The sequence below is a fragment of the Kribbella sp. NPDC004138 genome, assembly GCF_053603655.1.
The window spans coordinates 141965-165732 of the sequence record NZ_JBSGFZ010000015.1 but is presented as its reverse complement, the minus strand read 5'-3'; the positions used below and the strand labels follow the sequence as shown (position 1 = coordinate 165732).

Genomic DNA, 23768 nt, shown 5'->3' with positions numbered 1-23768 from the left:
AGACTGTGCCGCGTGACGAAGGAGCGTTTGCGCGGCGCGGACCGGCAGGACGCAATCGCGGACGCCGCCATCCGGCTGGTCGCGACCCGCGGGTTGCGCGGTCTGACCCACCGCGCGGTCGACGCCGAGGCCGGCCTGCCCGCGGGCTCCACGTCGTACTACCTCCGCACGCGGAACGCCCTGCTCACCGCGTGTGTGAACCGGATGCTCACCCGCGACGTGACCGGGATGCCGCCAGCCGGGACGGATGCGATCGAACTGATGGTGGCCATGACGACCGGACTCGCCCGGGACCGGCCGGAGGACCTGGTCGCCCGGTACGAGCTGTCGCTGGAGGCGAGTCGTCAGCCGGAGCTGCGCGCCGCGATCAATGCAGGCGGGCAGCAGTTGCGGGCGATGCTCGCGCAACTGCTCGCCGGTCTCGGCGTCCCCGACCCGGACGCCGCGGCGTGGCCGGTCGCCGCGATGATGGACGGGTTGATGTACGACCGGGTCGCCGGGGCCGGGGGCACGCTCTCACCAGAAGCGTTCGAGGCCGCCGTACGACGCTCCGTCACGGCGCTGATCGCCGGGCTCAGAGACGGTCCGTGACCGCGACGAAGGTGAAATAGCAGACGCCGAGCAACATGCCGACGTGGCCGAGCACCGACAGGCCGGCGCCGGAACCCCAGGAATCACTCTGCGCATCCTCGGAGTGCTTGCCGCCGCTCGGCAACCAGCGGGCGAGAAGCAACAAACCGACCGCGGTCAGCAACCACCAGCCGGCCAGGATCACCAGCGCGATCCCCTGCCGACCGGTGACCAGGGCAACAACCCAGCCGAGCAGCGTGATCACACCGACCAGCGTGTGCATCCGCAGGAGGGTCGCGGAGTACCCATGCCGGCCCGCGCCGTGACCGGTGCCGTCGACAACAGTCCCCCCGAGCCGGACACGCGTGATCAGCACGACGACCGCCCCGAGCGCGGTCAGGAACCAGGTGACGTTCGACCATTCCACGTCCCGATCATTACCCCACCCCACACCCCCGCGAACCCTCCCGCGTGTCATCCCATCCCTTGACGCTCGTCAAGCCAGCCGCTTCCACGCCCACTTTGTGCACCCACCGACCGTTTTCGCGCGGCCGAAATGAGCGGTGGAGGCACAAGGACGCCCGGCGGGCCGAGTGTCCGCTCGAGGCCCGCCGGGCTGCTTGGTCAGCTGGTCCGGGTTTGGCCGGGGACCTGCTGTGTACCGGTGCCTTGGCCTTGCTGAGTTCCTTGGCCTTGCTGGGTGCCCTGGCCTTGACCTTGGCCCGGGACTGTGCCTTGGCCGAACCCGTTGCCCTGGCCCGTTCCCTGACCGTTGCCTTGGCCCGTGCCCTGGCCGTTGCCTTGGGGGAAACCGCCGCGGAAACCGCCGCCGGGGCCGCCGAGCTGGCCCTGCTGGTTGCTCGTGCCGTCCCACGAGTGCCCGACCGCCATGCCGCCGAGGAAGGCGAGCACCGCGAGGATCGAGCCGGCACCCGCCAGCATCAGGTTGCTCGGCCGTCCGCCCTTCGTCCCTTCGGGCTTCACCCCTTCGGACGGCGGGGAGTACTGCGCGGACGGCTGCTGCCCTGCAGGCTGCTGGAGCGCCGCGGCTGGGTTGTTCTGGGCGGCCTGTGCCGCCTGGAACTGGGCTTCTGTGGACTGACTCATTTCTCAGGCTCCTGTTCCGGTAGAGAGGTCGTAGACGGTGGTGTTGCCGACGGTTTGGGACTGGAAGTTCTCGCTGACCCAGGTGGCGATCTCGCTGGAGGTGCCGTCGCGGCCGCCCATCATTCCGCCGCCGCTGCCGATGAAGTAATGGATCTTGCCCTGGGCAACCAGTTCCTTGAACTCCGCGAGCGACGGCGCCGGGTCGGTGCCGTTGAATCCGCCGATCGCCATGATCGGCTCGCCGGACGCGATCTGCAGCGGCGCAGCGCCGTTCGCGGTCACCGACGCGGCGGCCCAGGTGTAGCCCTTCGCCCCCTGCTGCAGCAGCGTCACCAGCTCGCTCGAGACACTGCTGATCCCGCCGCCACCAAGGAATCCGCCGACACCACCAGCCCCACCCTGCTGCTGCGTAGTACCAGTACCAGTCCCAGGCTGCTGCGCAGTGCCGCCCGGCGGCGTACCCATTCGCCCGCCGCCGAACCCACCACGCCCGCCGCCCATCATCCCGCCGGAACCCGACGGCCCAGCGGACGGCAGTGCGCCGGCATGCGCCGCACTGATCGTCTCGACCGAGTAAGCCGTCGGCCCGGCCAGTGCGCTCACCGCGAGCAGCGTGGCAGCGAACAGCCCCGCCCGCCGAGCCGCCGTACGACGCAGCTTCAACTCCGGAAGCAGCATCAACAACCCGGCCGCCACCACACCGGCGGCAAGAACCACCCAGCGCAGCCACGGCTGCCACGAAGGCGTCTGGTTCAAGAGCGCGAAGCTCCACCCGGCCGTCAGCACGATCCCACCGGCCAACGTTGTCCGCGGCAACCATTCCGCCCGGCGCCGCCACAGCACCGCCATCGCCGCGCCGATCAACGCCCCGATCGCCGGCGCCAGCGCGATCATGTAATAGCTGTGGATGATGCCCTGCATGTAGCTGAACACCAGCCCGGTGACGACCAGCCAACCACCCCACAGCAGCGCGAACGCGCGCTTCCGGTCGGTCCGTGGCGCCTTGCCCGCGGCAACGACGAGCACGACGGTCGCGATCAGGGCCGCCGGCAGCAGCCAGGCGATCTGCGAGGCGAACTCACCGCCGAACAACCGCTGTACGCCGGCCGCGCCGCCCCAACCGGGGTTACCTGCACCGCCGCCGACCGAGCCGGTCTCGTTGCCGTTCAACCGGCCGAGTCCGTTGTAGCCGAGCGTCAACTCGAGAATGCTGTTGGTCGACGACCCACCGATGTACGGCCGAGCCGAGGCCGGCAGCAACTCGACGATCGCGACCCACCAGCCGGCGCTGACGATCAGCGACACCGTCGCCAGCACGAGATGCACCAGGCGCTTCCCGAGCGCCGGCTTGCCGGCCACCAGATAAGCGATCCCGAACGCCGGCAGGATCAGGAACGCCTGCAGCATCTTCGTCAGGAACCCGAAGCCGACCAGCGCACCGGCCAGCATCATCCACCGCGCCGCGTGCTTGGTCGAGTCGATCGCCCGCGTCACGGCCCACGCGCCGGCGCACAGCAGCAGGATCAGCAGCGCGTCCGGGTTGTTGAAGCGGAACATCAGGACCGCGACCGGTGTCAGCGCGAGAATCGCCCCGGCCAGCAGACCGGCGTTCGCGGAGAACCAGCGCCGTACGGAGACGTACACGAAGCCGACGCTCGCGACACCCATCAGCGCTTCGGGGACGAGCATGCTCCAGGTGTTGAACCCGAAGATCCGCCCCGACAGTCCCATCACCCACAGCGAAGCGGGGGTCTTGTCGACAGTGATGAAGCTCGAGGAGTCGAAGGACCCGAAGAACCAGGCCTTCCAGCTCGACGACCCGGCCTGTACTGCGGCGGCGTAGTACTCGTTGGCGTACCCGTTCTTGGACAGGCCCCACAGATAGGCGATCGCGGTCAGCGCGAGCAGACCGCCGTACAGCACCTTGTCGCGACTCAACGTGTACGGCGTACTGATCGCGCGAGGCGTGGTGGCCTCGACGGGATCGGACAAAGTGGTCATGTCAGTTGCTCCGGGTGTTCTCGAGAACCGGCGGTTCGAAGGTGGGCAAGGTAGGCGCGTCGTCGTCGAACACCCACGTCTGGAAGAGGCTGAACCGGACCACGGTGGCGGCCAGGTTCGCGATGGTGAGGACGGTGATCTCCACCGCCTGGTGCGGCGCGGAGACCGCGGTGTGCAACAGCCACAGCGACGCGGCGGTCAGGCTCCAGCCGATGCCGAAGGTGACCAGGCCGCGCAGCTGATGCCGCCAGCGGCCTTCCACCCCACGCACCCCGAACGTGATCCGCCGGTTGAGCGTGGTGTTGCCGACCGCGGTGATGAGCAGCGCCAGCAGGTTCGCGACCTGGGCCGGCATCCCCTGGCGCAGCACGAGATAGAGCAGCGCGTACGCCGCTGTGCTCAGCACCCCGACCGCACAGAACCGCAGCACCCGCGCGGCCATCGCCGTCCGCGGGTCGAGGATCCGGGGCCGCCCGTACTGCTGCCGGATCGGCTCCAGGTCGACGCGACTGCGCATCAGTCTGGCGATCCCCCGCAGATCCTCGCCGACCGTCTTCGCGATCGCGACCCGGGAGTCCAGGTCGTCCACCCAGTCCACCGGTACCTCGTGGATCCGCAGGCCTGCCTTCTCGGCCAGCACCAGCAGCTCGGTGTCGAAGAACCAGCTGGTGTCCTGCACGAGCGGCAGCAGTTCCTGTGCCACGTCGGCCCGGATCGCTTTGAAGCCGCACTGCGCGTCCGAGAAGTGTGCGCTCAACGTTGCCCGCAGCAACAGGTTGTACGAGCGTGAGATGAACTCCCGCTTCGGCCGCCGGACCACCCGGGAGCTCTTCGCGAGCCGGGTGCCGATGGCAACATCACTGTGCCCGGCGAGCAGCGGCGCGACCAGCGGCAGCAGGGCGTTCAGGTTGGTGGACAGGTCGACGTCCATGTAGGCGAGTACCTCGGCGGGACTCGCGGACCAGACCTGTTTCAGCGCCCGGCCACGCCCGGACTGCTCGAGCCGGACCACCCGGACCCCGGGCAGCTCGGCGGCGAGCAGCGCGCCGATCTCATAGGTCGCGTCGGTACTTCCGTTGTCCGCGATGCAGACCTCGGCCGGAAACGGGAAAGCGGTGTCGAGGAACTCCCGCAACCGTCTGATGTTCGGTCCGAGGTCGTTCTCCTCGTTCTTGACGGGTACGACGATCTCGACCCGAGGGTGACCTGGAATCTGCATGCCACCGATGCTGTCCGGCCAAGCTGAGCCAGCCCCTGTGTGTGGCTGGCAGTTTGCTGGGAGTTACCGGGTGCGACGGAGCCAGAGCAGGCCGAGTACGGGCAGGAGCAGCGGGACGAAGCCGTAGCCCTGGCCGAAGTGCGACCACACGGTCGCGTCCGGGAAGTCGTCCGGTACGGCGTAGCTGAACGCGCCGATCGCGATCACCCCGATCAGCTCGATCGCGATCGCGGCCGTGGCGACCTTGCGGGACACCGGTGTCGCCTTCGCCAGCGCGAACGTCGCGGCGCAGTAGATGACCGCGGCAACGGCCGACAGCAGGTATGCGATCGGCGCCTCGTCGAACTTGGTCGCGATCTGCACGCCGGCGCGCGCGGTCGCGGCCAGCGCGAACACGCCGTACACCGCGATCAGGATCCTCCCCGGCCCGTGCTTCGTGGCCGCCGGATCCGTCACCTCAGACCGCCCACAGGTCGTGCAGCCGCAGCTCGAGAATCGGGATCACCAGACAGGCGATCGCCAGCGCACCCGCGCCCCATCGGCTGCTCTCGGCCAGCGCCCAGAACGCACCGATCGGCAGGATCAGCAGCGACCCGATCAGGTACCCGACGAAGAACGGCCCGGACACGTCCCGGTCCGTGCCACTCAGCTGCACGATCCCGACGACCAACTGCGCGACCAGCAGGACCTCGACCACGCCGAGCACGCCCAGCACGGTCCAGTCGATCCGCTTGTTCCGCGCGGCCAGTACGAGGGCGTACACCATCGCAGCGAGCGACAACCCGACGAGAGCCCAGGTGAGCGGTGCGAACACGCGTTAGAGGATGTCACACCCCACTGGCGACTCCAGCCTCGGCAACACCTCGGCGGCTACCCGCTGGATCTGCTCGGACAGCCGGTCCGGTGGAAAGAGCCACAATCCAAGGGAATCCGCGCCCGCGTCCAGCAGTGCCCGCAAGCGGTCGGCGACCTGATCAGGTGTCCCCGCCGCGGCGAACTCGTTCACCCAGCGGTCCGGAACAACCAACGACTCTCCTGGCGCCAGCGCGTCGACCGCCGCGAGCACCTCGTCGGCGTACTGCGAGCGCGACACCAGCGCCGAGCGCGACTCCGCCACCAGGAAGAACCCGACCGCAGCGCGCACAGCCTCCCGCGCCACCGCAGGATCGTCGTCGACAGCCGCCAGAACGTACGCCGTCACCGGCACCGGTCCCGTCAGCTCGCGAGCCCACCGGAAAACTCCTCGGCCGGCGTCAAGCTGCCGAACACGACACCTACCCGCTGCATGCCACACCTCACTAACCGGACTATGGTCCACTCAACTTAGTGGACCACGGTCCGGTTATCAAGGGCGGTGCGTCAGAGGATGTCCCCCGGGGTGTAGGCAGCCGCCTCCGGGTAGCGCTTGGCGAGCTCGTCGATCTTGGCGACGACCGCGCCGACCTGGGCGACGGCCGCGCCGGTGAACGACAGCGGCTCGCCGACGATGCCGACGATCTGCTCCTCGGTGAGACCCAGGCGGCCGTCGGCGCCGAGGCGGTGGAACAGGTCGTTCGCGGCCAGGCCCTTGCGCAGGTCCAGCGCGGTGGCGACCGCGTGCTCCTTGATCACCTCGTGGGCGGTCTCCCGGCCGACGCCGTTCTTCACCGCGGCCATCAGCACCTTGGTCGTGGTCAGGAACGGCAGGTACCGCTCGAGCTCACGGCTGATGACGGCCGGGTACACCCCGAACTCGTCGAGCACGGTCAGGAACGTCTCGAACAGCCCGTCCAGCGCGAAGAACGCGTCCGGCAGCGCGACCCGCCGGACGACGGAGCAGAAGACGTCGCCCTCGTTCCACTGGTTGCCGGCCAGCTCGCCGGCCATCGACGCGTAGCCACGCAGGATCACTGCGAGCCCGTTCACCCGCTCGCAGGACCGGGTGTTCATCTTGTGCGGCATCGCCGAGGAGCCGACCTGTCCCTCCTTGAAGCCTTCGGTGACCAGCTCGTGCCCGGCCATCAGCCGGATCGTGGTCGCCAGGCTCGACGGCCCCGCGGCCAGCTGGACCAGCGCGGACACGACCTCGTAGTCGAGCGACCGCGGGTACACCTGGCCGACGCTCGTCAGGGTGTGGCTGAACCCGAGGTGCTGGGCGATGTCCTGCTCCAGCTCCTCCAGCTTGGCCGGGTCACCGCCGAACAGGTCCAGCATGTCCTGCGACGTACCCACCGGGCCCTTGACGCCGCGCAGCGGATACCGCTCGATCAGTTCCTCGAGCCGGGCGATCGCGACCAGCAACTCGTCGGCGGCCGAGGCGAACCGCTTGCCCAGCGTCGTCGCCTGCGCGGCCACGTTGTGCGAACGCCCGGTCATCACCAGCGCCGCGTGGTCGGCCGCCAGCTGACCCAGCCGTACGGCGGTCGCCACCGCGCGGTCCCGGACCAGCTCCAGGCCGGCGCGGATCTGGAGCTGCTCCACGTTCTCGGTCAGGTCACGACTCGTCATCCCCTTGTGGATGTGTTCGTGCCCGGCGAGCGCGCTGAACTCCTCGATCCGCGCCTTCACGTCGTGCCGCGTGACCCGCTCGCGGTCCGCGATCGACGCCAGGTCGACCTGGTCGATCACCCGCCCGTAGTCCTCGACGACCCCGTCCGGCACCGTCACCCCGAGCCGGCGCTGGGCCTTCAGGACGGCGACCCAGAGCTTCCGCTCGAGCACGATCTTGTGCTCCGGCGACCACAGCTCCGCCATCGACAGACTGGCGTAGCGCGCGGCGAGAACGTTCGGGATCCGGGGTTTGGTCACGAACCCCATTCTCCCAGATGAGCTCTAGCTGACGGTCACCAGACCGCAGAGCAGCGCACCGGACAGCGTGCAGACTCGGTACGAGCCGGCGGGCAGGTTCTTCGGCATGGCCAGCGTGTACGGGCCGGGGCCGTTGTACGACGGCATCGCGATGCCCATCTCGCCGCCCATCCGGATCGCGTACGGCGTGGTGGCGTCGCCCGGGATCTTCGCGACCAGCGTGTACAGCGCGACATCCGGCTTGGACGCCGACGACAGCGAGAACGTCGCGGCGCGGACCTGCTTGTCCGGGAACGTGGCGACGAACTGCCCGCCGGCCGCCGCGACCGTGGACTTCAGCCCGAGCGCGCCCGCCTTCGGGGACGGCTTGGTGGACGGGATCGTCTCGACCTTGGGCGGGGCGACGGCGTTCGTCGGCACCGGGCTCTCGGCCACGGGCACGTTGTTCGCCGCCGGACGGAGCGTGGGGACGATCGCGACGGCGCCGACCACGGCAGCCGCGCCGATCACGGTCAGACCGGCGGTCCGGCGGCGCTTGCGCGTCCGGGCCGTGGTCAGGACGGAGTCGAAGTCTCCGGTCGACTCGGCGGCGCGGCGGTCGGCCAGCGCCTGCAGGTCGTCCTGCAGATCAGGCATGGTCGTCACTCCTCAACAGCAATGAATCGGACAGGGTGTCCCGGGCGCGGGACAGGCGCGACTTGACCGTGCCTTCCGCGATCCCGAGGGCGTCGGCCACCTGAGCCACGCTCAGGTCACAGACGTAATGGAGGACGACGACCTGCCGGGTCGGCATCGGCAGGCCGGCGAGAGCCTGCTCGAGATCACCGGAATACCGGTCGGCGGGGTCCGGGACGTGCTCGGCCGGCAGCCGGTGGAACAGCTGCGTGAACCGGTTGCCGTCCCGGTGCCGATTGGCGGCCAGCCGCAGCGCGACCAGTCGCACCCAGGCTTCCGGAGCCTCGTACCGCGACACCTTCTCCCAGCGGGGCACGAGCCGGACGAACGCCTCCTGGACGATGTCCTCGGCCTCGGCACGTGACCCGGTCAGCAGCGAGATCACGCCCACCAGCCGCGGCTGATGAGCGCTGTAGAACTCCCGCAGCCCCTCCGTCTCCATACCCACCTACACCCCCGACCCACCGATCCGGTTCCCTGAATCCGCGACCCTATCCAAAATCACTCCGAGTACCTGATCCAGTGGACCACGGACGAGGCCGCTTGGCTCCTCGGCGGAGGCAGGGCCCGGTGGGATCGGGTCCATGGACCTGGCGATCAGGGCCGTTCGGTGCCTGTTCGGGGTGGGGTGCGCGGGCGAACACTCGGAGTGCAGATCAATCACACTCCGCGGCCCCGAGGACCGCGGCCCGAAAGGAACCCGCCATGCGCCGCAAGACTTTCGACGCGCTGCTCACCTCAGCCGGACTCGTCCTCGCCATCGTCCTGGGCGCTGCCGGCGGACTGTTGCTGTGGGCACACAACTTCGTCGACGACCAGGTCCACAGCCAGCTCGCCGCCCAGCAGATCTACTTCCCGAAGGCCGGCAGCGAGTCGCTCGAGGACCCGGCCGTCAAGCCGTACCTGTCCAAGTACGCCGGTCAGCAACTGGTGAACGGCGCGCAGGCCGAGGCCTACGCCAACCACTACATCAGGGTCCACATCAACGAGATGGCCGGCGGCAAGACCTACGCGCAGCTGTCCGAGGAGTCGCGGGCCAACCCGAACGACGAGAAGCTGGCCGGCCAGGTGCAGACCGCGTTCCGCGGCGAGACCCTGCGCGGCCTCCTGCTGAACGCCTACGCCTTCTGGAAGATGGGCCAGATCGCTCTGATCGCCGCGATCGCCGCCTTCGCCGCGGCCGGGATCCTGCTGATCCTGTCGATCCTCGGGTACGCCCACCTGCGGACAGTTCCCGCCGACGCCGAGGTCCTGCCGAAGCTGGCCGGCCCGACGCCGCACACCGCCTGACCTCCACGACAGACAGAGCCGCCGGCCGCGCCTGGGCCGGCGGTTCTGTCGCGTCCGGACCTCAGACGGTGATCTCGCCGCGCTCGGCCTTCAGCGCGATGTCGGTGCGGTACTGGGAGCCCTTGATCCGGATCTGACCGACCGCGGCGTACGCGCGCTGCCGGGCCTCGGCGAGATCCTTGCCGACGGCGCTGACCGCGAGCACACGTCCCCCGGCCGTCACCAGCTCGTCGTCGTCGAGCGCCGTCCCCGCGTGGAAGACGCGGACCGTGTCGCTCTCGGCCTGCTCGATCCCCGTGATGACGTCGCCGTTGCGCGGGCTCGACGGGTACTTCTTCGCAGCGACCACCACCGTGACCGCGGACGCGTTCCGCCAGCTCAGATCCCCGTGATCGGCGAGCTTCCCGGTGGCCGCGGCGTACAGCAGACCGCCGAGCGGGGTCTTCAGCATCGGCAGCAGCGCCTGCGTCTCCGGGTCCCCGAAGCGGCAGTTGAACTCGATCACCCGGACACCGCGGGACGTCAGCGCGAGCCCGGCGTACACCAGGCCGCTGAACGGCGTACCGCGGTGGCGGAGCTCGTCGACGGTCGGCTGCAGCACGTTCTCGAGGATGTCGGCGACCAGGTCGTCCGGCGCCCACGGCAGCGGCGTGTAGGCGCCCATGCCGCCGGTGTTCGGGCCCTCGTCGTTGTCGCCGAGGCGCTTGAAGTCCTGCGCCGGCTGCATCGGCAGCACGGTCGTACCGTCGGTGATCGCGAACAGCGACACCTCCGGCCCGTCCAGGAACTCCTCGATCAGCACCTGGTCGCACTCGGCCGCGTGCGCGAGCGCCGCCTCGCGGTCCGACGTGACCACCACGCCCTTGCCCGCGGCGAGCCCGTCGTCCTTCACGACGTACGGCGGGCCGAACGCGTCGATCGCCGTCGCCGCCTCCTCGGCCGTCGTGCAGACGTACGCCCGGCCGGTCGGCACACCGGCGGCGGCCATCACGTCCTTCGCGAACGCCTTCGAGCCCTCCAGCTGCGCGGCCTCGCGGGACGGACCGAAGACCGCGATCCCGGCCTCCCGGAGCGGGTCGGCCAGGCCGGCCACGAGCGGCGCCTCCGGGCCGACGACCGCCAGGTCGACGGCCAGCTCCCGCGCCAGCGCGACAACCGCGTCGTGGTCCGACATGTCCACCGGGCGGCAAACGATCGTTTGCCCTTCGTACGCCGGGCGCAACGCGGCGATGCCAGGGTTGCCCGGGGCCGCCACCACCTGCTCGACCTCGGAATCCTGGGCCAGCGCCCAGGCCAGTGCATGCTCGCGGCCACCCGAGCCGATCACCAAGACCTTCACGGGCGCTCAGCCTAGCGTGCCCTCGCGGTAAAGGCCCCCGGCGGTGTAAGACTGCGCTCTTACTGGAGGTAAACGATTGACTACAACAAGGTTACCGGTGGGTGCTCGCCGCCGTCCGGCCCCGGCTCCGCCAGGTCCGTCCACGCCAGGACGAGGCGCCCGTGCGTCCCTGCTGTCCTGGCTGATGCTCGTGCCCTGCCTGGTGGTGTTCGCGCTGTTCATCATCTGGCCGCTCGGCAAGTCGGTGTCGCTGTCGCTGCACGGCTCCGACCTGTTCGGCCGGCCGGACGCGTACGTCGGGCTGCAGCACTACAAGGACCTGCTCGGGTCCGCCGAGTTCCGGCACATCCTCTGGGTGACGTTCGCGTTCGTGCTGTTGACTGTCGTCCCGGGGGTCCTCGGCGCGCTCGTCGTCGTGCTGCTGCTCGAGCAGCACATCAAGGGCATCCGGATCTTCCGGACCGCGTTCGCGCTGCCGTTCGCGTTCTCGGTCGCCAGCGCGTCGGTCATCTTCGCCACCATCTACAACCCGGCGATCGGGCTCGCCAACGGCCTGCTCGGCCGGTTCGGCGTCGACCGGATCGGCTGGCTGACCGACCCCTCGTGGGCGCTGATCAGCGTCTCGATCACCACGGTGTGGATGAGCGTCGGGTACAACGTGCTCGTCCTGTCCGCCGGCATCGGCGCGATCCCGACCGAGATCAACGAGGCCGCCACGCTCGACGGCGCCGGCGGCTTCCGCGCGGCGCGGTACATCACGATCCCGCTGCTCGGCCCGCAGCTGTTCTTCCTGGTCGTGATCTCCACGATCCAGTCCCTGCAGGGCTTCGGGCAGATCAAGATCCTGACGCCCGAGGGCGGCCCGGAGCAGTCGACGAAGACGCTCGTCTACTCGATCTACCACACCGCGTTCGCGAACAACGCCAGCGACTTCGGCGCCGCGTCCGCGCAGGCGATCGTGCTGCTGGTGATCCTGCTCGCCTGCACGGCGATCCAGTTCGGCGTCCTGGAGAGGCGGGTGCACTACAAGTGAGGCCGGGTCGTGTCGTCACCTACGTGGTCCTGATCGGGGCCGCACTGCTGGTGATCTTCCCCGTGTACTACGTGATCGCCGGGTCGGTCATGGCACCCGGGCAGATCTCGTCGTACCCGCCGGACCTGTTTCCGCACGGGATCTTCACCGGCAACTACCAGGGCGCGACGTCGTCGGGGACGCCGATCGGGCAGCAGTACGTGAACTCGATCCTGCAGACCTCGATCATCACGCTCGCGCAGCTGATCACCAGCGTGCTCGCGGCGTACGCGTTCGTCTTCATGAAGATGTGGGGGCGCAGCGTCCTGTTCGGGCTCTTCCTGGCCACGCTGATGGTGCCGTGGGAGTCGATCGTGCTGCCGAACTACCTGACCATCACCGGCTGGTCGATCGGCGGCGAGCGGCTGACCGCGTCGTACGCCGGGACGATGATCGCGCTGGTGCTGCCGTTCCTGGCGAACGCGTTCGGGGTGTTCCTGCTCCGGCAGTCGTTCCTGCAGTTCCCTGCCGAGCTGCGCGACGCGGCCACGATCGACGGCTGCGGGCACTGGCGGTTCCTGCGGCGGATCCTGCTGCCGCTGAACAAGCCCGCGCTGATGGCGGTCGGGCTGTACGTGTTCCTGTCCGCGTGGAACCAGTTCTTCTGGCCGTTGCTGATCGGCGACTCGGCGTCCCGCCGTACCTTGCAGATCGGCATCAGCCAGCTCAACGACGCGGAGGCCGCCGACCCGGGACTCATCCTGGCCGGCGTCACGCTGTCCATCCTGCCCACGCTGGCCATCGTGGTCTTCGGCCAGCGCTTCATCGTCCGCGGGCTGACCGCGGGTGCGATTCGCTGAGAAAGGTTGATGCTGATGCGATCCGTCCTCCAACGACGTACGGCGGCCGCTGGATCCCTGCTGGCGGTGCTGGCTCTGGTCGCCGCCGGTTGCGGTGGCGACTCCTCGAATGACGACTCCGGCAGCGGGGCGCTGGACGCCCCGGACGCGAGCGCGCTCGACAAGGCGAGCGGGGTCACGAAGGTCACCTTCTGGCACGGCATGAAGGGCGCGAACGGCGCCGCCGTCGACAAGCTGGTGAAGGCGTTCAACGCCGCGAACTCCGGGAAGATCGAGGTCACCGCGGTCTACCAGGGTGACTACGACGACACGATCACGAAGTACAAGACCTCGGTGCAGCAGGGGAACACGCCGTCGGTCGTGCAGATCTACGACATCGGGTCGCGGTTCATGATCGACTCCAAGCAGACCGTGCCGGTGCAGAAGTTCGCCGACAAGGACGGCTACACGCTGGACTCGATCGAGCCGAACATCGCGAACTACTACTCCATCGACTCACAACTGAACTCGATGCCGTTCAACACGTCGATGCCGTTGCTGTACATCAACAAGGAAGCCTTCGTGAAGGCCGGCCTCGACCCGAACAAGCCGCCGTCGAACCTCGACGAGATCATGACGGCCGCGAAGAAGCTGACGATCAAGCAGGGCGGGAAGACCGTCCAGTACGGCTTCAACGCGGCGATCTACGGGTGGTTCATGGAGCAGCTGATCGCCCAGTCCGGGACGACGTACTGCGACAACGACAACGGCCGCAAGGACCTCGCGAACAAGGTGAACTTCGCCGACGAGCAGGGCGTCAAGGTCGCGACCTGGTACCAGGAGATGGTCAAGCAGGGCCTGATGCCGAACACCGGCAAGAAGACCGACGACGCCCAGGCCGTCTTCAAGTCCGGTACGTCGGCGATGCACCTGGAATCGACCGGATCGCTGCGCGGCTACCTCGACGCCGCGAAGGGCAAGTTCACCGTGCTGACCGCGCCGTTCCCGCACCTCACCGCCTCCGACACCGGCGGCCCGATCATCGGCGGCGCGTCGCTGTGGATCGACGGCCCCGGCCACTCGGACGCCGAGAAGCGCGCCTCGTGGGAATTCGTGAAGTTCGCCTCGTCCGCCGCCCAGCAGGCGGCCTGGCACACCGGCACCGGCTACTTCCCGATCAACAAGAAGGCCCTCGACGAGCCCGAGGACAAGGCCTGGGTGGCGCAGTACCCGCAGTTCACCACCGCGATCACCCAACTCCACAACACCAAGCCCACCAACGCCTCCTCCGGCTGCATCCTCGGCGTCATGCCCCAGGCCCGCAAGGCCGCCGAAGACGGCCTGGAAAAAGCCGTCCTAGGCACCGACCCGACCACCGCCATGAAGGCCGCCGCCGACTCCATCAAGCCCCAAATCGACCAGTACAACAAGACAGTCAAGAAGTAGTTCTAATGACAACAGCCGCCCGGAGCCAGCTTCTCCTCCGGGCGGCTGTTGGTCAGCCCCACGCGTGCTACGCAGGCGCTTACTTCGTCGCTCCGCTCCTCACCGCACCCGCTCCGCGCGCTCCCACCCGCCCCCCGCTTGGCGCGGTGCATCTGTTCCCGGCTGACGCCGGGGCCTGTCGGCTGCCGCCGACGAGCTGCGAACTGGCGCTCGCGTGCGACTGACAGCTAGGCAGGCGCTCTGCGACAAACGACCGTCTCGGACGGGACTGGCGGCGCCTGCGGCGCAGCGGTCAGCGATCGCAGCCGGCAACCGGTCATGTGGAGCGGATGACGGATTGCTCCCGGGCGATGGATCACCTTGCCCGGCAAACCCGCAACAGGCGGCACCAAGCTGATGTTCCGCGAGATCCCGACATCAGGGGCGATCGCGCCGGTTGTGCAACCATCCACGCCGCGCAACCCGAACCGGAAGCGCAACGCCAACGCCTGCGACGCGTTCCGCCGTTGAGCCCGCCAGCACCGATGTTCCTCGTCGGCCGATACCGCCGGATCAACCATCGGGCTCGGCACCTTACAACTACCGACGAACTGCCGACTCAGGACACTAGAAGACGCAGCTCAGACACGGAGATGAATCTGCCTACGGCAGGATGGCTATATGCCGAACCGACCGTACGTAGTTCTCTCCGTCGCTGCCTCGATCGACGGTTATATCGACGACAACAACCCTGAACGTCTGTACCTGTCGAATGAGGCCGACTTCGATCGCGTAGACGAGGTTAGGGCGGGCGTCGACGCCGTCCTGATCGGTGCGAACACCATCCGCCGAGACAACCCCAAGCTGCGGATCAAGTCGCAGGAGCGTCGCGACCGCCGCCTGGCCGCTGGTCTGCCTGAGCTGCCGTTCAAGGTGACGATCAGCAGCAAGGCCGATCTCGATCCCGAGTCGAATTTCTTCACAGCCGAGGACGTCGAGAAGCTGGTGTACGTCCCGACGTCAGCTGCGGAAACCGCCCGTGAGCGGCTCGGTGAGGTAGCGACGATCGTCGGTGCCGGCGATCCTCTGGACCTCGAGGCAGTGCTCGCGGACCTCTCGAACCGCGGCGTGAGCCGTCTGATGGTCGAGGGTGGCGGCCACATCCACACCCTGTTCCTGACTGCTGCGCTGGTCGATGAGATCCACCTTGCCGTCGCACCATTCTTCGTCGGCGACTCCACAGCCCCGCGGCTGGTCGTCGATGGCGAGTTCCCGCAAGACTTCCGGCATCGAATGCATCTAGCAGAGGTGCAGCAGATCGGTGACATCGCCCTACTGCGCTACCTCCTCGCGGAGCCGACCGATGCCTGATACAGCTGTCGCCGACCGCCGTTGGCTCGAGGAGACGATCCAGCTCTCAAAGAAGTGTCCGCCTTCGAAGACCGCCTTCTCGGTCGGAGCGATCATCGTCTCGACCGATGGCGAAGTCATCGCGACTGGATACTCCCGCGAAGGTGATCCGCACGATCACGCCGAGGAGACTGCCCTCGCGAAGGTCGAAGATGATCCGCGACTCCTCTCCAGCACCATCTACACCAGCCTGGAACCGTGCAGCAAGCGCTCGTCGCACCCGCAGACCTGCACTCAACTGATCCTCGCGGCGGGGATCCCCCGGGTGGTTCTTGCCTGGCGTGAGCCGAACATCTTCGTCGACTGCGAGGGCGCTGAGCTGCTGCGCGCGGCAGGCTGCGAAGTCATCGAGATTCCCGACCTCGCGCCGGCCGTTCGAGCGGTCAACGCCCATCTTTTGGATGACTCGGCCAACTAGTGGTCGAGAACCTTCAAGTGGTCGGCGAACAACGCCGTCAGGCTCTCTAGCACCGCCCGGCCCTTGGCCGGCGTTGCCAAGGACGGGCTGCCGATGATGCCCGTCTCGGTGTAACCGCGGAGTCCAGTCACCAGCAGGTCCGGGCGGTCGCGAGCCTCATGATCCGCGGTGCGGTATGAATCGCGAACGAGGTCTGGATACGCGTGCAGCATGATCGAGGTCTCGATCTCGCCACCGTGCATGTCGCCACCCCACGTGCTCTCCAGGCCCGCACTCGTACGGGCCGCAACCCAGTCGTCGCCTTGGGGGTACAGCACCACTCGTGGCCCAGACACATTAGCTTCCTGCGTGACATTGGCAAGCACGTGATTGCCGCCGTGGCCGTTGACGATGACAAGACGTTCGACGCCGCTCCGCGCCAACGAAGTCCGGATGTCGTCGATGACCGTCATCACAGTCGACGCGCTGATACTGACCGTCCCAGCGAAGCCCTCGTGTTCGTGCGAACACGAGATCGTAATCGGCGGAAGGAGGCGGAGGTTGTATGTCTCGGCGACGCCCTTGGCGATCAGGCAAGCGACGATTGTGTCAGTGATCAACGGCAAGTGATCGCCGTGCTGCTCGAAACTGCCAACAGGTAGAACGGCGATGGTCGCCTTGCGAGCGGCCTCGTCGGTGGAGGTGGCGGTGGTCAGCAGGTGCACGAACATCTCCCTCTGTCTTGCGCGCGATCAGCAATGCTCATCACAGGGTGGCAAGTTGTCGCTGGAGCTGCTTCGCCTGGTCGCCGGCACCGATCGTGGTCAGAAGCCCTGGAACCCGGGCAAGCTGTCCGACGATGCGCTGAGACCGGGTATTGGCAGCGATCGACAACGATTGCTGAGCAACCGCGACAGCGTTGTCAGGCTCCTCGCTGATAGCGTATGCGACGGCGAGGCGCGACAGGCACAGCCCGAGGTCTCGGCGGAACTCAGGCTGCCACACCTTGAGTCCCTGGTGCAGTGTCTTTATCGCTTCGTTGGGCTTCTCAAGCTCCACCCAACAGTTGGCAGCTTCCATCTCGATATAGCTCGGTGTGCAGTACCGAGCGATGTCGTTCTCGTCCTCTACCGGCTGGTTGGCGAGCTCATAGGCCTGCTGCAGCATTCTGGCGCACCCCGTGGCGTCGCCGCTGATGGCGTACGCCTGGGCTGCCTGACGGTAGGCCACCGCCCGGACCTGGGGCGAAAGGGCTGAGCCGTTCTGGAGTGCTTCCTTCGCGAACCCAAGCGCGAGATTCGGTTTGTTTGCGTCGCTCGCGATGCTGCTCTTCCGCATCTGGATGTACGACGTCAGGTGTGAGTCTTCGGCTTCCTGGGCGTAGTCCAGGGCGATGTTCGACCAGCGCATCGCCTCCCGGAGGTCGCCTGCGTCCTGGTTCACCCAGCCGGCGAATTCGGCGAAGCGAGCTGCTACGTAGAGAAGCTGCGTCTGACCGTGTCCCCGGCTATTCCCGACCAAGTCCTCGATGAACTTGACCTGATGTGGCACCACTGGGACGAGCGAACGGGAACCCGCCAGATTGTCCGTCGCGGCGTACTGCTGCAGGGTCAAGAGCAGGGAGTCAGCAACACTCGGCCCCGCCGAAACGAGGTGTGCGGGTAGCCGCAGGTCCGAAGGGAGAGATGCGCTGGCGTTTGCCCGCGGAAGGCGCTCCGGAGTTCCGCTCGGCATGTCAAACCAAAGCACGTCGGCGGGGATGCCGAGGACCCGAGCGTAATGCTCCAGCTTGTCCAGCTCCCGCACACGATTGCGGCCCGACTCCAGTCGACTCAGCTGGCTCTGAGTGATACCCAGCCAGTTGCTGACGACTGTCTGCGGCAACGGTCTGTGTCCATGCGTCGGATGTGACCGGTAGGCGTAGAGCAGCGCTCCCATGTCTCGGCGTGAGGCGGCCTCATGAATCTCAGGCGATTGCCAGAACTCCGCGGGCATCTCCGGCGGCGCCGGGGCAGCGGCCTGGCGGACACGACGGCAGGGCGAACACAGCGACGCGGTGTTGTCGCGCGCCAGGACAGCGCCGCAACTGGCGCATCGTCCTGAGGCCATCTTGGCGGCCATCGGTCTCTCCCCGATCCCCGGTACTGAAGCACCACCACCCCAGGATATCGGGCGGACACGAACAGTATGCGCGGCACGCATAGGAGTGATGCGCGAAGAGGTTATACGGAGCGTGATCACTTCCCTACGGTGATGACTCATCAGCTAGTTCGGGCAGGAACAGAGCGAGGTGGGTTGCATGATTCCCGGCATGTGGATCCTGGCCATCGTGGCGGTGGTGGTCGCCGCGTTGATGGTTCGCAACATCGCGCGGGAGGTGCGCAGCGAATGACCACGTTCGTGGATGCCTCGCAGCCATCGGAGCGCAGGGTGCGTGTTTGGTTCGGCGAACACGTCATTGCGGAGTACACCACCGAGCCAGGCAAGGCGATCCGGTACCAGGCGGCCATGACTCGCCGCTTCTACAGCCTCCGCGTGACGATCGAGCCGGCCATTCCGGTGGTGAACCTAGATGCTGTCGATTCGTGAACGGCCAGCACCGCCGCGGCTGGTGGTCCCGGCTCTGGGAGCGCTTGGTGGCCACCTTCCGCCGCTGGATGGAAGAGGAGCGGTGACCGACTACACCAGGCCGCTGCTCCTCGGTTACGCCCGTCGAGATCTGTTTCTGTCGGCGCAGCACGTCACGGCCTTGAAGCGCGAGCTCGGCAGGTTCGCGCAGCTCGAAGGCTTCGCCATGGGATCCGTCTATCTCGAGGATCCAGAGACGACACCGGCCGCCTTCCAAGCGCTGGTGGAGTCGGTCAACCGCTACGAGATCACCACGGTAGTGCTACCGGAGTGCCGGCACCTCGCATTGGTGGGCGACCCGGAGGCGGTGAAACGACAGTTCGAGCGGGTCACGGGGGCTCGCTTCGTGCTGCACGAGCCCGCTCCCTGAGCTGGCGGGACCGGTGGGGAGTCGTCGTCCTCAACCTCTCTCACGTGCAGCTGATCGTCTGCACACCCATCGGTCCCGTCACTACTGATCTCTGTCCGAGCCTTCCCCTCCCCTGTGGAGGGCTCGGACAGAGATCCCACAAGCCGGCCGCCCCGGCGTTGAGAGCGAGTCAGCGCCGGGGCTGCCGTTCCATCACATCAGAGAGGAATCGAAATGGATCCGAAGCAGTCGCTCGACACCGAATTCGAACTGGACGTCCGCGTGGTCACCGACGTCGTGCCGCCGGCCAACGCCGGCTGCGCCACCGACGACGGCTGCGCGGCGTCGTGCGCGTCGAGCTGCGCCAGCGACGTCTGACGCAGCCAATCGAGGGGCCGGAGCACTGCTCCGGCCCCTCCTCAGACTCGAACGACAGGAGGACTGATGGGCAACGGCGACAGCAAGCTCCTGTACCGCCACAGCGGTGCAGCACTGCTACGAGCGACCGTGGCACCCACACACGATCGCCCTGATCGATGGCCTGACTTGAACGACATCGATGATTGTCGTGCTTGGCTGGACGATGTGTGGCTTGAGCCGCGCCTCACGGCCGCGATCCGACATGCCAGCTCCGGACTGGCAAAGCGGCTGGACGCCATCTGCTCCGGCGAAGCCTTGTCGAGCAAACAGGTCCGGCGAGCGACTCTGTCCATCGTCCGCTACCTCCTCCGATTGTCCGGTCGTCAGACGCCGTTCGGCCTTTTCTCCGGTGTCGCCCCGGTCGCTATCAACGCAAGAAGCTCCGCGTGCTGGGGAGCCGGGCATCGAGCGTTCATCCGAGCAAATGCACAATGGGTCGACGACGTGGTCGATCGGTTGGAGCGAGAACCTGGAGTGCTCGATCGGCTCAATGTTGTGTTCACGAACCTGACAGCCCAGCGGGGCGACGACCTCGACCTACCGCACGGCACGGCACGGCTACTCATTCGTCGCACGCGACCCGTTCAAGTGATCCAAGAGCTCTGCCAATCACCGATCCAGTTCGCTGCGTTGATCAGCAAGCTAGGCGAGCAATTCCTTAGCACTCCCGAGGCGAAGATCCGAAGCCTGGTCACCGACCTGGTGAAGCAACGGTTCCTGATTACGAGCCTTCGGCCTCCGATGACTGTCGCCGACCCGTTGGAGTGCATCATTCGGCAACTACACGAAGCCGACCTTGTACCAAGCAGCAGCGGGGCAACGATCCTGAGGCGCCTCGAGGTGATCGCTGCAGATATCGCCCGCCACAACCACCGAGACCTCAACGATGAGGACGGGACGGACATCCAAGCCGCGCTGGGCGCGCAGATGCGCCAGCTGTCCAAGGCGGGCAGAACACCACTTGCCGCCGACGTTCGCCTCGACTGCGAGGTGCAAGTTCCCAAGCACGTTGCCGAAGAGCTGAGCTATGCGGCGACGGCACTGATGCGACTCACACGCCAGCCAACCGGCTCCGCGGTTTGGCGCGACTACTACATAGCCTTCTGCGACAGGTACGGCATCAACGCGTTGGTGCCGCTCAGCGATGTCGTCAATCCGGAGACCGGGCTCGGCCTGCCTGCGACCTATCCCGGCAGCACGGCGACATCCAATCCGAGTGGTCTCTCAGAGCGCGACGAACGATTGCTCGCGCTGGCATGGGGCACCATGGCCGACAACAACCCGGAACTCGTTCTGACCGACCAGGTCATCCGAAGCCTCGCGGTCGGTGACCCGTCAGTCGAGCGGCCTATCCCGCCGCACGTCGAATTGGCCGCCCAGATTCTTGCAAAATCGACCGATGCACTCGATCGCGGCGACTACACACTCGTCGTCCACCCTGGGCGCTCGGCCGGGACCTTCACATCTCGCCTGGCGTACCTGGTGCCCGAGGGCGGACTTGAGGAGGTCTATCGAGGTGTCCCCACAGCTATTGACGGCGCTTTGCCAGTCCAGTTGTCTTATCCGCCGACGTTCACCCATGCAGAGAACATCAGCCGAGTGCCTGCTTACGTCCCGCACGTCCTGTCGCTCGGTGAGCACCGCAGCGACGACACCAACGCTATTCCGCTCGATGATCTGGCCGTGACCGCTACCCGAGACAACCTCTACCTCGTCAGCATCTCTCAGCGGCGTGTCGTCGAACCGCAGTCCTTTCACGCGCTCGCGATCGAGAAGCAGTCTCCGCCGATCGCCCGCCTTCTAGGTCACCTGTCTCAGAGCCTGGGCGCGGCCTGGCATCGGTTCGATTGGGGACCGGCCGCTCAGCAACTGCCTTACCTTCCACGAGTACGTTACCGGCGAGCAGTCCTGTCACCGGCTACCTGGCGGATCAGGGTCGACGACTTGTCGTCATCCACCAACGACGCCATCTGGCATGCATCTCTTGAAGACTGGCGGGCGCGGTGGGCCTGCCCAGCAACCGTGGAGCTGCAGGATGCCGACCGATCGCTGCCCGTCACCCTGACCGAACCAGCCCACGCCGCAATCGTGCGTTCTCAGCTCGCAATGCTCGGCTCCGTCGTCCTTGCCGAGACCGCGGGAACCGGCGATTTTGGCTGGATCGGTGGCTACGCGCACGACATCGCGATGCCGCTTGAAACGACCAGGCCGGCCACGCGACCTCCGGCGGCAGCAACGAGCGGCACAGTCACGCGGCGCGACCACGGGCAGCTTGCCGCATCCGCAAAGGCCCGGTGGCTGTACCTCAAACTCCACACCCACCCCGAACAGATGGACAACCTGATCGCCACCGAGATTCCGAGGCTGCTCAGTGAGATCGATCAGCCCGACTACTGGTTCGCGCGTTACCGCAGTCCGCGAGAGACGGACCATGTGCGATTGCGTCTTCGAGTGCAGAACGCAGAACAAAGTACGAGGTTGCTCGTAGCAACTAGCAGGTGGGCTGAACATCTTCGAGACGAGAGCAAGATCGGGCGGCTGGTTGTAGATACCTACTACCCAGAAAACGGCCGTTACGGTGGCGGCACGGCAATGCTCGCAGCTGAGGCGGTCTTCGTCGCCGACTCGCGTCTCGTCGCCGCGCAGCTGCAATACCTTGCACGAACCGTCGTCGATCCGAGCGTCCTCGCCGCGGTGAACGTGCTCGGCACCCTCGACGGCTTCTTTGGGAACCTCGCAGCGGCTTGCGCCTGGCTGACCAACAACCGACCGCCCCTCGACGCGCTTGCCGACCGCCGGCTTACCGAGTCGGTCATCAAGCTGACACGGGCCGGTCTCCCCGCCAGCATCCCAGGCTGGAACACCGAGTTGACGAGCACCTGGCAAGAGCGTGCCGATGCCCTGGCGAACTACCGAACGCTGCTGTCCGACACAGGGCGGATCAACGACGTTCTCGAATCACTCCTGCACATGCATCACAACCGCGCGATAGGGATCGACCGAGACGGTGAGGCTGTGTGTCGGCGTCTGGCCCGCCAATCCGCGATCGCCTGGAATGCGCGAGTCGCACGGGTATCCCAATGACAGCGACCGCGCGGCAATTCACATCAGACATCGCGAGACATTCCCTTGGGCGCGGCACAGCTGGTCAAGCCCTCCTCCATATCGAACGGGCTCGTATCGGCCGTGGCAGCTGGCGACGGGCGCACGAGCGCATCGTCAAGATGACCGATGTGCCTATCGCAGCTCATACCGAGAGCAGCCTGTTCGAGGGGGCGCCGGCGGTTGCCTACGTCTTGGCGACAGCCAACCAGGCTCCGTATGGACCAGCGCTCGCAACCCTCGACAGATACATCGACGAACTCACGCGAGAGCGGCTCCGACGTGCACACCGCCGCATTGAAAGCGGGCTGCTACCAGAACTGCGCGAGTTCGACCTGATCAGTGGATTGACTGGACTTGGCGTGTACCAACTCCGCCGGCACAGCGGCGGTGACATCCTCCACCAGGTGCTGGAATACCTCGTGCGGCTCTGCGAACCACTCGCCGTCGACGGCCGAGTCCTGCCTGGGTGGTGGACCGCCAACGACATTGCGGATCACCTCTCGGAGAATTGGCCGGGCGGCCACGGCAATCTGGGCATCGCACACGGCATCTCGGGCCCCCTCGCCCTGATGGCGATTGCCGCGCGACGCGGCGTCGATGTCCCGGGACAACTCGAGACGATCGAGAGCATCTGCTCTTGGCTTGACCACTGGCAACAGGGCGACGGAGAAACCGCATGGTGGCCTGGGACCGTCACCAAACGCGAGTTCGACAGCGATCAGCTCCAACAGGCGGGACCGCAGCGACCCTCGTGGTGTTATGGCACCGCTGGTCTTGCCCGCGCTCAGCAGCTGGCTGCACAGGCACTCAACGACCTGAGACGCCAGCGCCACGCAGAAGCAGCTTTGCTGGGTTGCATCACCGATGCCGCTCAGCTGAGTCAACTCAGCGATGCGACCCTCTGCCACGGGTGGGCGGGGCTGGTACAGGCCACCAAGCGAGTTGCCGCTGATGCCGGCGCACGGAGCCCGCTGACGGCGAAGCTACCTGAGTTGACTCAACGGCTCGAAGAGCTCGCGGCCCTTGATGCATCAATGCACCGCGCCGAACTGCTGGAAGGCAGCACCGGCGTTCGCCTGGTTCAAATCTCTGCCGCATCAACTGATGAGCCCATGTCGGACTGGGACGCCTGCCTGCTGCTCAACGGCTGACAGGCGTCCCTGACGAACTGTCCGTCCGCCCGACTACGATCAAC

25 protein-coding genes are annotated in these 23768 nt (G+C 67.0%); 12 read left to right on the top strand and 13 right to left on the bottom strand.

The features are described from left to right. Positions 1–12 precede the first annotated feature (12 nt). Positions 13–591 (top strand): TetR/AcrR family transcriptional regulator, encoded by a 579-nt coding sequence (locus ACWEOO_RS22275; protein ID WP_452144617.1) that lies wholly within the window; start codon positions 13–15, stop codon positions 589–591. On the opposite strand, the gene ACWEOO_RS22270 is transcribed toward ACWEOO_RS22275, so the two are convergent. The 10 genes from ACWEOO_RS22270 to ACWEOO_RS22225 all read right to left on the bottom strand — a co-directional run bounded on the left by ACWEOO_RS22270 (position 575) and on the right by ACWEOO_RS22225 (position 8801). Further along, a complete protein-coding gene (locus ACWEOO_RS22270; protein ID WP_359931283.1) occupies positions 575–997 on the bottom strand; it encodes a hypothetical protein in 423 nt (140 codons plus the stop codon). The genes ACWEOO_RS22275 and ACWEOO_RS22270 overlap by 17 nt on opposite strands. A 197-nt stretch (positions 998–1194) precedes the next feature. Then, positions 1195–1677, bottom strand: coding sequence for a hypothetical protein (locus ACWEOO_RS22265; protein ID WP_452144616.1), 483 nt, complete (start codon positions 1675–1677; stop codon positions 1195–1197). A gap of 3 nt (positions 1678–1680) precedes the next feature. Next, entirely contained in the window at positions 1681–3678 is a 1998-nt protein-coding gene (locus ACWEOO_RS22260; protein WP_452144615.1) for a glycosyltransferase family 39 protein, read from the bottom strand. 1 nt (position 3679) lies between these two features. Next, entirely contained in the window at positions 3680–4897 is a 1218-nt protein-coding gene (locus ACWEOO_RS22255) for a glycosyltransferase (RefSeq protein ID WP_452144614.1), read from the bottom strand. Positions 4898–4960: 63 nt separating this feature from the next. Further along, entirely contained in the window at positions 4961–5353 is a 393-nt protein-coding gene (locus ACWEOO_RS22250) for a hypothetical protein (protein WP_359931272.1), read from the bottom strand. Between the two features lies 1 nt (position 5354). Then, complete coding sequence (locus ACWEOO_RS22245; protein ID WP_355695178.1) at positions 5355–5711, bottom strand: hypothetical protein; 357 nt, start codon at positions 5709–5711, stop codon at positions 5355–5357. A gap of 3 nt (positions 5712–5714) precedes the next feature. Then, positions 5715–6098, bottom strand: a complete 384-nt coding sequence (locus ACWEOO_RS22240) for an LLM class flavin-dependent oxidoreductase (RefSeq protein ID WP_452144613.1) — start codon at positions 6096–6098, stop codon at positions 5715–5717. A 158-nt stretch (positions 6099–6256) separates the two neighbouring features. Then, positions 6257–7693 carry an adenylosuccinate lyase gene (gene purB, locus ACWEOO_RS22235; RefSeq protein WP_452144612.1) on the bottom strand — a complete coding sequence of 479 codons (1437 nt, stop codon included), beginning with the start codon at positions 7691–7693 and terminating at the stop codon, positions 6257–6259. Between the two features lie 15 nt (positions 7694–7708). Then, positions 7709–8320 (bottom strand): hypothetical protein, encoded by a 612-nt coding sequence (locus ACWEOO_RS22230; RefSeq protein WP_359931263.1) that lies wholly within the window; start codon positions 8318–8320, stop codon positions 7709–7711. Continuing rightward, positions 8313–8801: a SigE family RNA polymerase sigma factor gene (locus ACWEOO_RS22225; protein WP_452144611.1), complete on the bottom strand. Its 489-nt coding sequence runs from the start codon at positions 8799–8801 to the stop codon at positions 8313–8315. The genes ACWEOO_RS22230 and ACWEOO_RS22225 overlap by 8 nt, the downstream gene beginning before the upstream one ends. 263 nt (positions 8802–9064) lie before the next feature. Between ACWEOO_RS22225 and ACWEOO_RS22220 the strand changes: the two genes are divergently transcribed. Next, positions 9065–9649 (top strand): hypothetical protein, encoded by a 585-nt coding sequence (locus tag ACWEOO_RS22220; RefSeq protein ID WP_452144610.1) that lies wholly within the window; start codon positions 9065–9067, stop codon positions 9647–9649. Positions 9650–9710: 61 nt separating this feature from the next. Here the strand turns inward: ACWEOO_RS22220 and purD are convergent, their stop codons facing one another. Continuing rightward, complete coding sequence (gene purD, locus ACWEOO_RS22215; protein WP_452144609.1) at positions 9711–10988, bottom strand: phosphoribosylamine--glycine ligase; 1278 nt, start codon at positions 10986–10988, stop codon at positions 9711–9713. A gap of 184 nt (positions 10989–11172) precedes the next feature. Between purD and ACWEOO_RS22210 the strand changes: the two genes are divergently transcribed. From ACWEOO_RS22210 to ACWEOO_RS22190, 5 genes are all read left to right on the top strand, one after another. Then, positions 11173–12021 carry a carbohydrate ABC transporter permease gene (locus ACWEOO_RS22210; protein WP_359931252.1) on the top strand — a complete coding sequence of 283 codons (849 nt, stop codon included), beginning with the start codon at positions 11173–11175 and terminating at the stop codon, positions 12019–12021. Beyond that, the gene (locus tag ACWEOO_RS22205; protein WP_359931249.1) at positions 12018–12860 is read left to right on the top strand and encodes a carbohydrate ABC transporter permease; all 843 of its coding nucleotides are present in this window, start codon (positions 12018–12020) and stop codon (positions 12858–12860) included. Before ACWEOO_RS22210 ends, ACWEOO_RS22205 begins: the two co-directional genes overlap by 4 nt. Before the next feature lie 15 nt (positions 12861–12875). Beyond that, the gene (locus ACWEOO_RS22200) at positions 12876–14285 is read left to right on the top strand and encodes an ABC transporter substrate-binding protein (protein WP_452144608.1); all 1410 of its coding nucleotides are present in this window, start codon (positions 12876–12878) and stop codon (positions 14283–14285) included. A 660-nt stretch (positions 14286–14945) separates the two neighbouring features. After that, a complete protein-coding gene (locus ACWEOO_RS22195; RefSeq protein WP_452144607.1) occupies positions 14946–15635 on the top strand; it encodes a RibD family protein in 690 nt (229 codons plus the stop codon). Next, a complete protein-coding gene (locus ACWEOO_RS22190; RefSeq protein ID WP_452144606.1) occupies positions 15628–16092 on the top strand; it encodes a deaminase in 465 nt (154 codons plus the stop codon). The genes ACWEOO_RS22195 and ACWEOO_RS22190 overlap by 8 nt, the downstream gene beginning before the upstream one ends. Here the strand turns inward: ACWEOO_RS22190 and ACWEOO_RS22185 are convergent. Continuing rightward, positions 16089–16796: a creatininase family protein gene (locus ACWEOO_RS22185; protein WP_452144605.1), complete on the bottom strand. Its 708-nt coding sequence runs from the start codon at positions 16794–16796 to the stop codon at positions 16089–16091. The genes ACWEOO_RS22190 and ACWEOO_RS22185 overlap by 4 nt on opposite strands. 40 nt (positions 16797–16836) lie before the next feature. Continuing rightward, positions 16837–18192, bottom strand: a complete 1356-nt coding sequence (locus ACWEOO_RS22180; protein WP_452144604.1) for a helix-turn-helix domain-containing protein — start codon at positions 18190–18192, stop codon at positions 16837–16839. 267 nt (positions 18193–18459) lie between these two features. Here ACWEOO_RS22180 and ACWEOO_RS22175 point away from each other — a divergent pair, with 267 nt between their 5' ends. The 5 genes from ACWEOO_RS22175 to ACWEOO_RS22155 all read left to right on the top strand — a co-directional run bounded on the left by ACWEOO_RS22175 (position 18460) and on the right by ACWEOO_RS22155 (position 23724). Beyond that, positions 18460–18660, top strand: a complete 201-nt coding sequence (locus ACWEOO_RS22175; protein ID WP_452144603.1) for a hypothetical protein — start codon at positions 18460–18462, stop codon at positions 18658–18660. An 82-nt stretch (positions 18661–18742) separates the two neighbouring features. Beyond that, positions 18743–19069: a hypothetical protein gene (locus tag ACWEOO_RS22170; protein WP_452144602.1), complete on the top strand. Its 327-nt coding sequence runs from the start codon at positions 18743–18745 to the stop codon at positions 19067–19069. Between the two features lie 213 nt (positions 19070–19282). Beyond that, the gene (gene fxlA, locus ACWEOO_RS22165) at positions 19283–19426 is read left to right on the top strand and encodes an FxLD family lanthipeptide (RefSeq protein WP_355695205.1); all 144 of its coding nucleotides are present in this window, start codon (positions 19283–19285) and stop codon (positions 19424–19426) included. A 66-nt stretch (positions 19427–19492) separates the two neighbouring features. Then, positions 19493–22552 carry a lantibiotic dehydratase gene (locus ACWEOO_RS22160; RefSeq protein WP_452144601.1) on the top strand — a complete coding sequence of 1020 codons (3060 nt, stop codon included), beginning with the start codon at positions 19493–19495 and terminating at the stop codon, positions 22550–22552. Beyond that, positions 22549–23724, top strand: coding sequence for a lanthionine synthetase C family protein (locus ACWEOO_RS22155; protein ID WP_452144600.1), 1176 nt, complete (start codon positions 22549–22551; stop codon positions 23722–23724). Before ACWEOO_RS22160 ends, ACWEOO_RS22155 begins: the two co-directional genes overlap by 4 nt. The last annotated feature ends 44 nt before the right edge of the window (positions 23725–23768 follow it).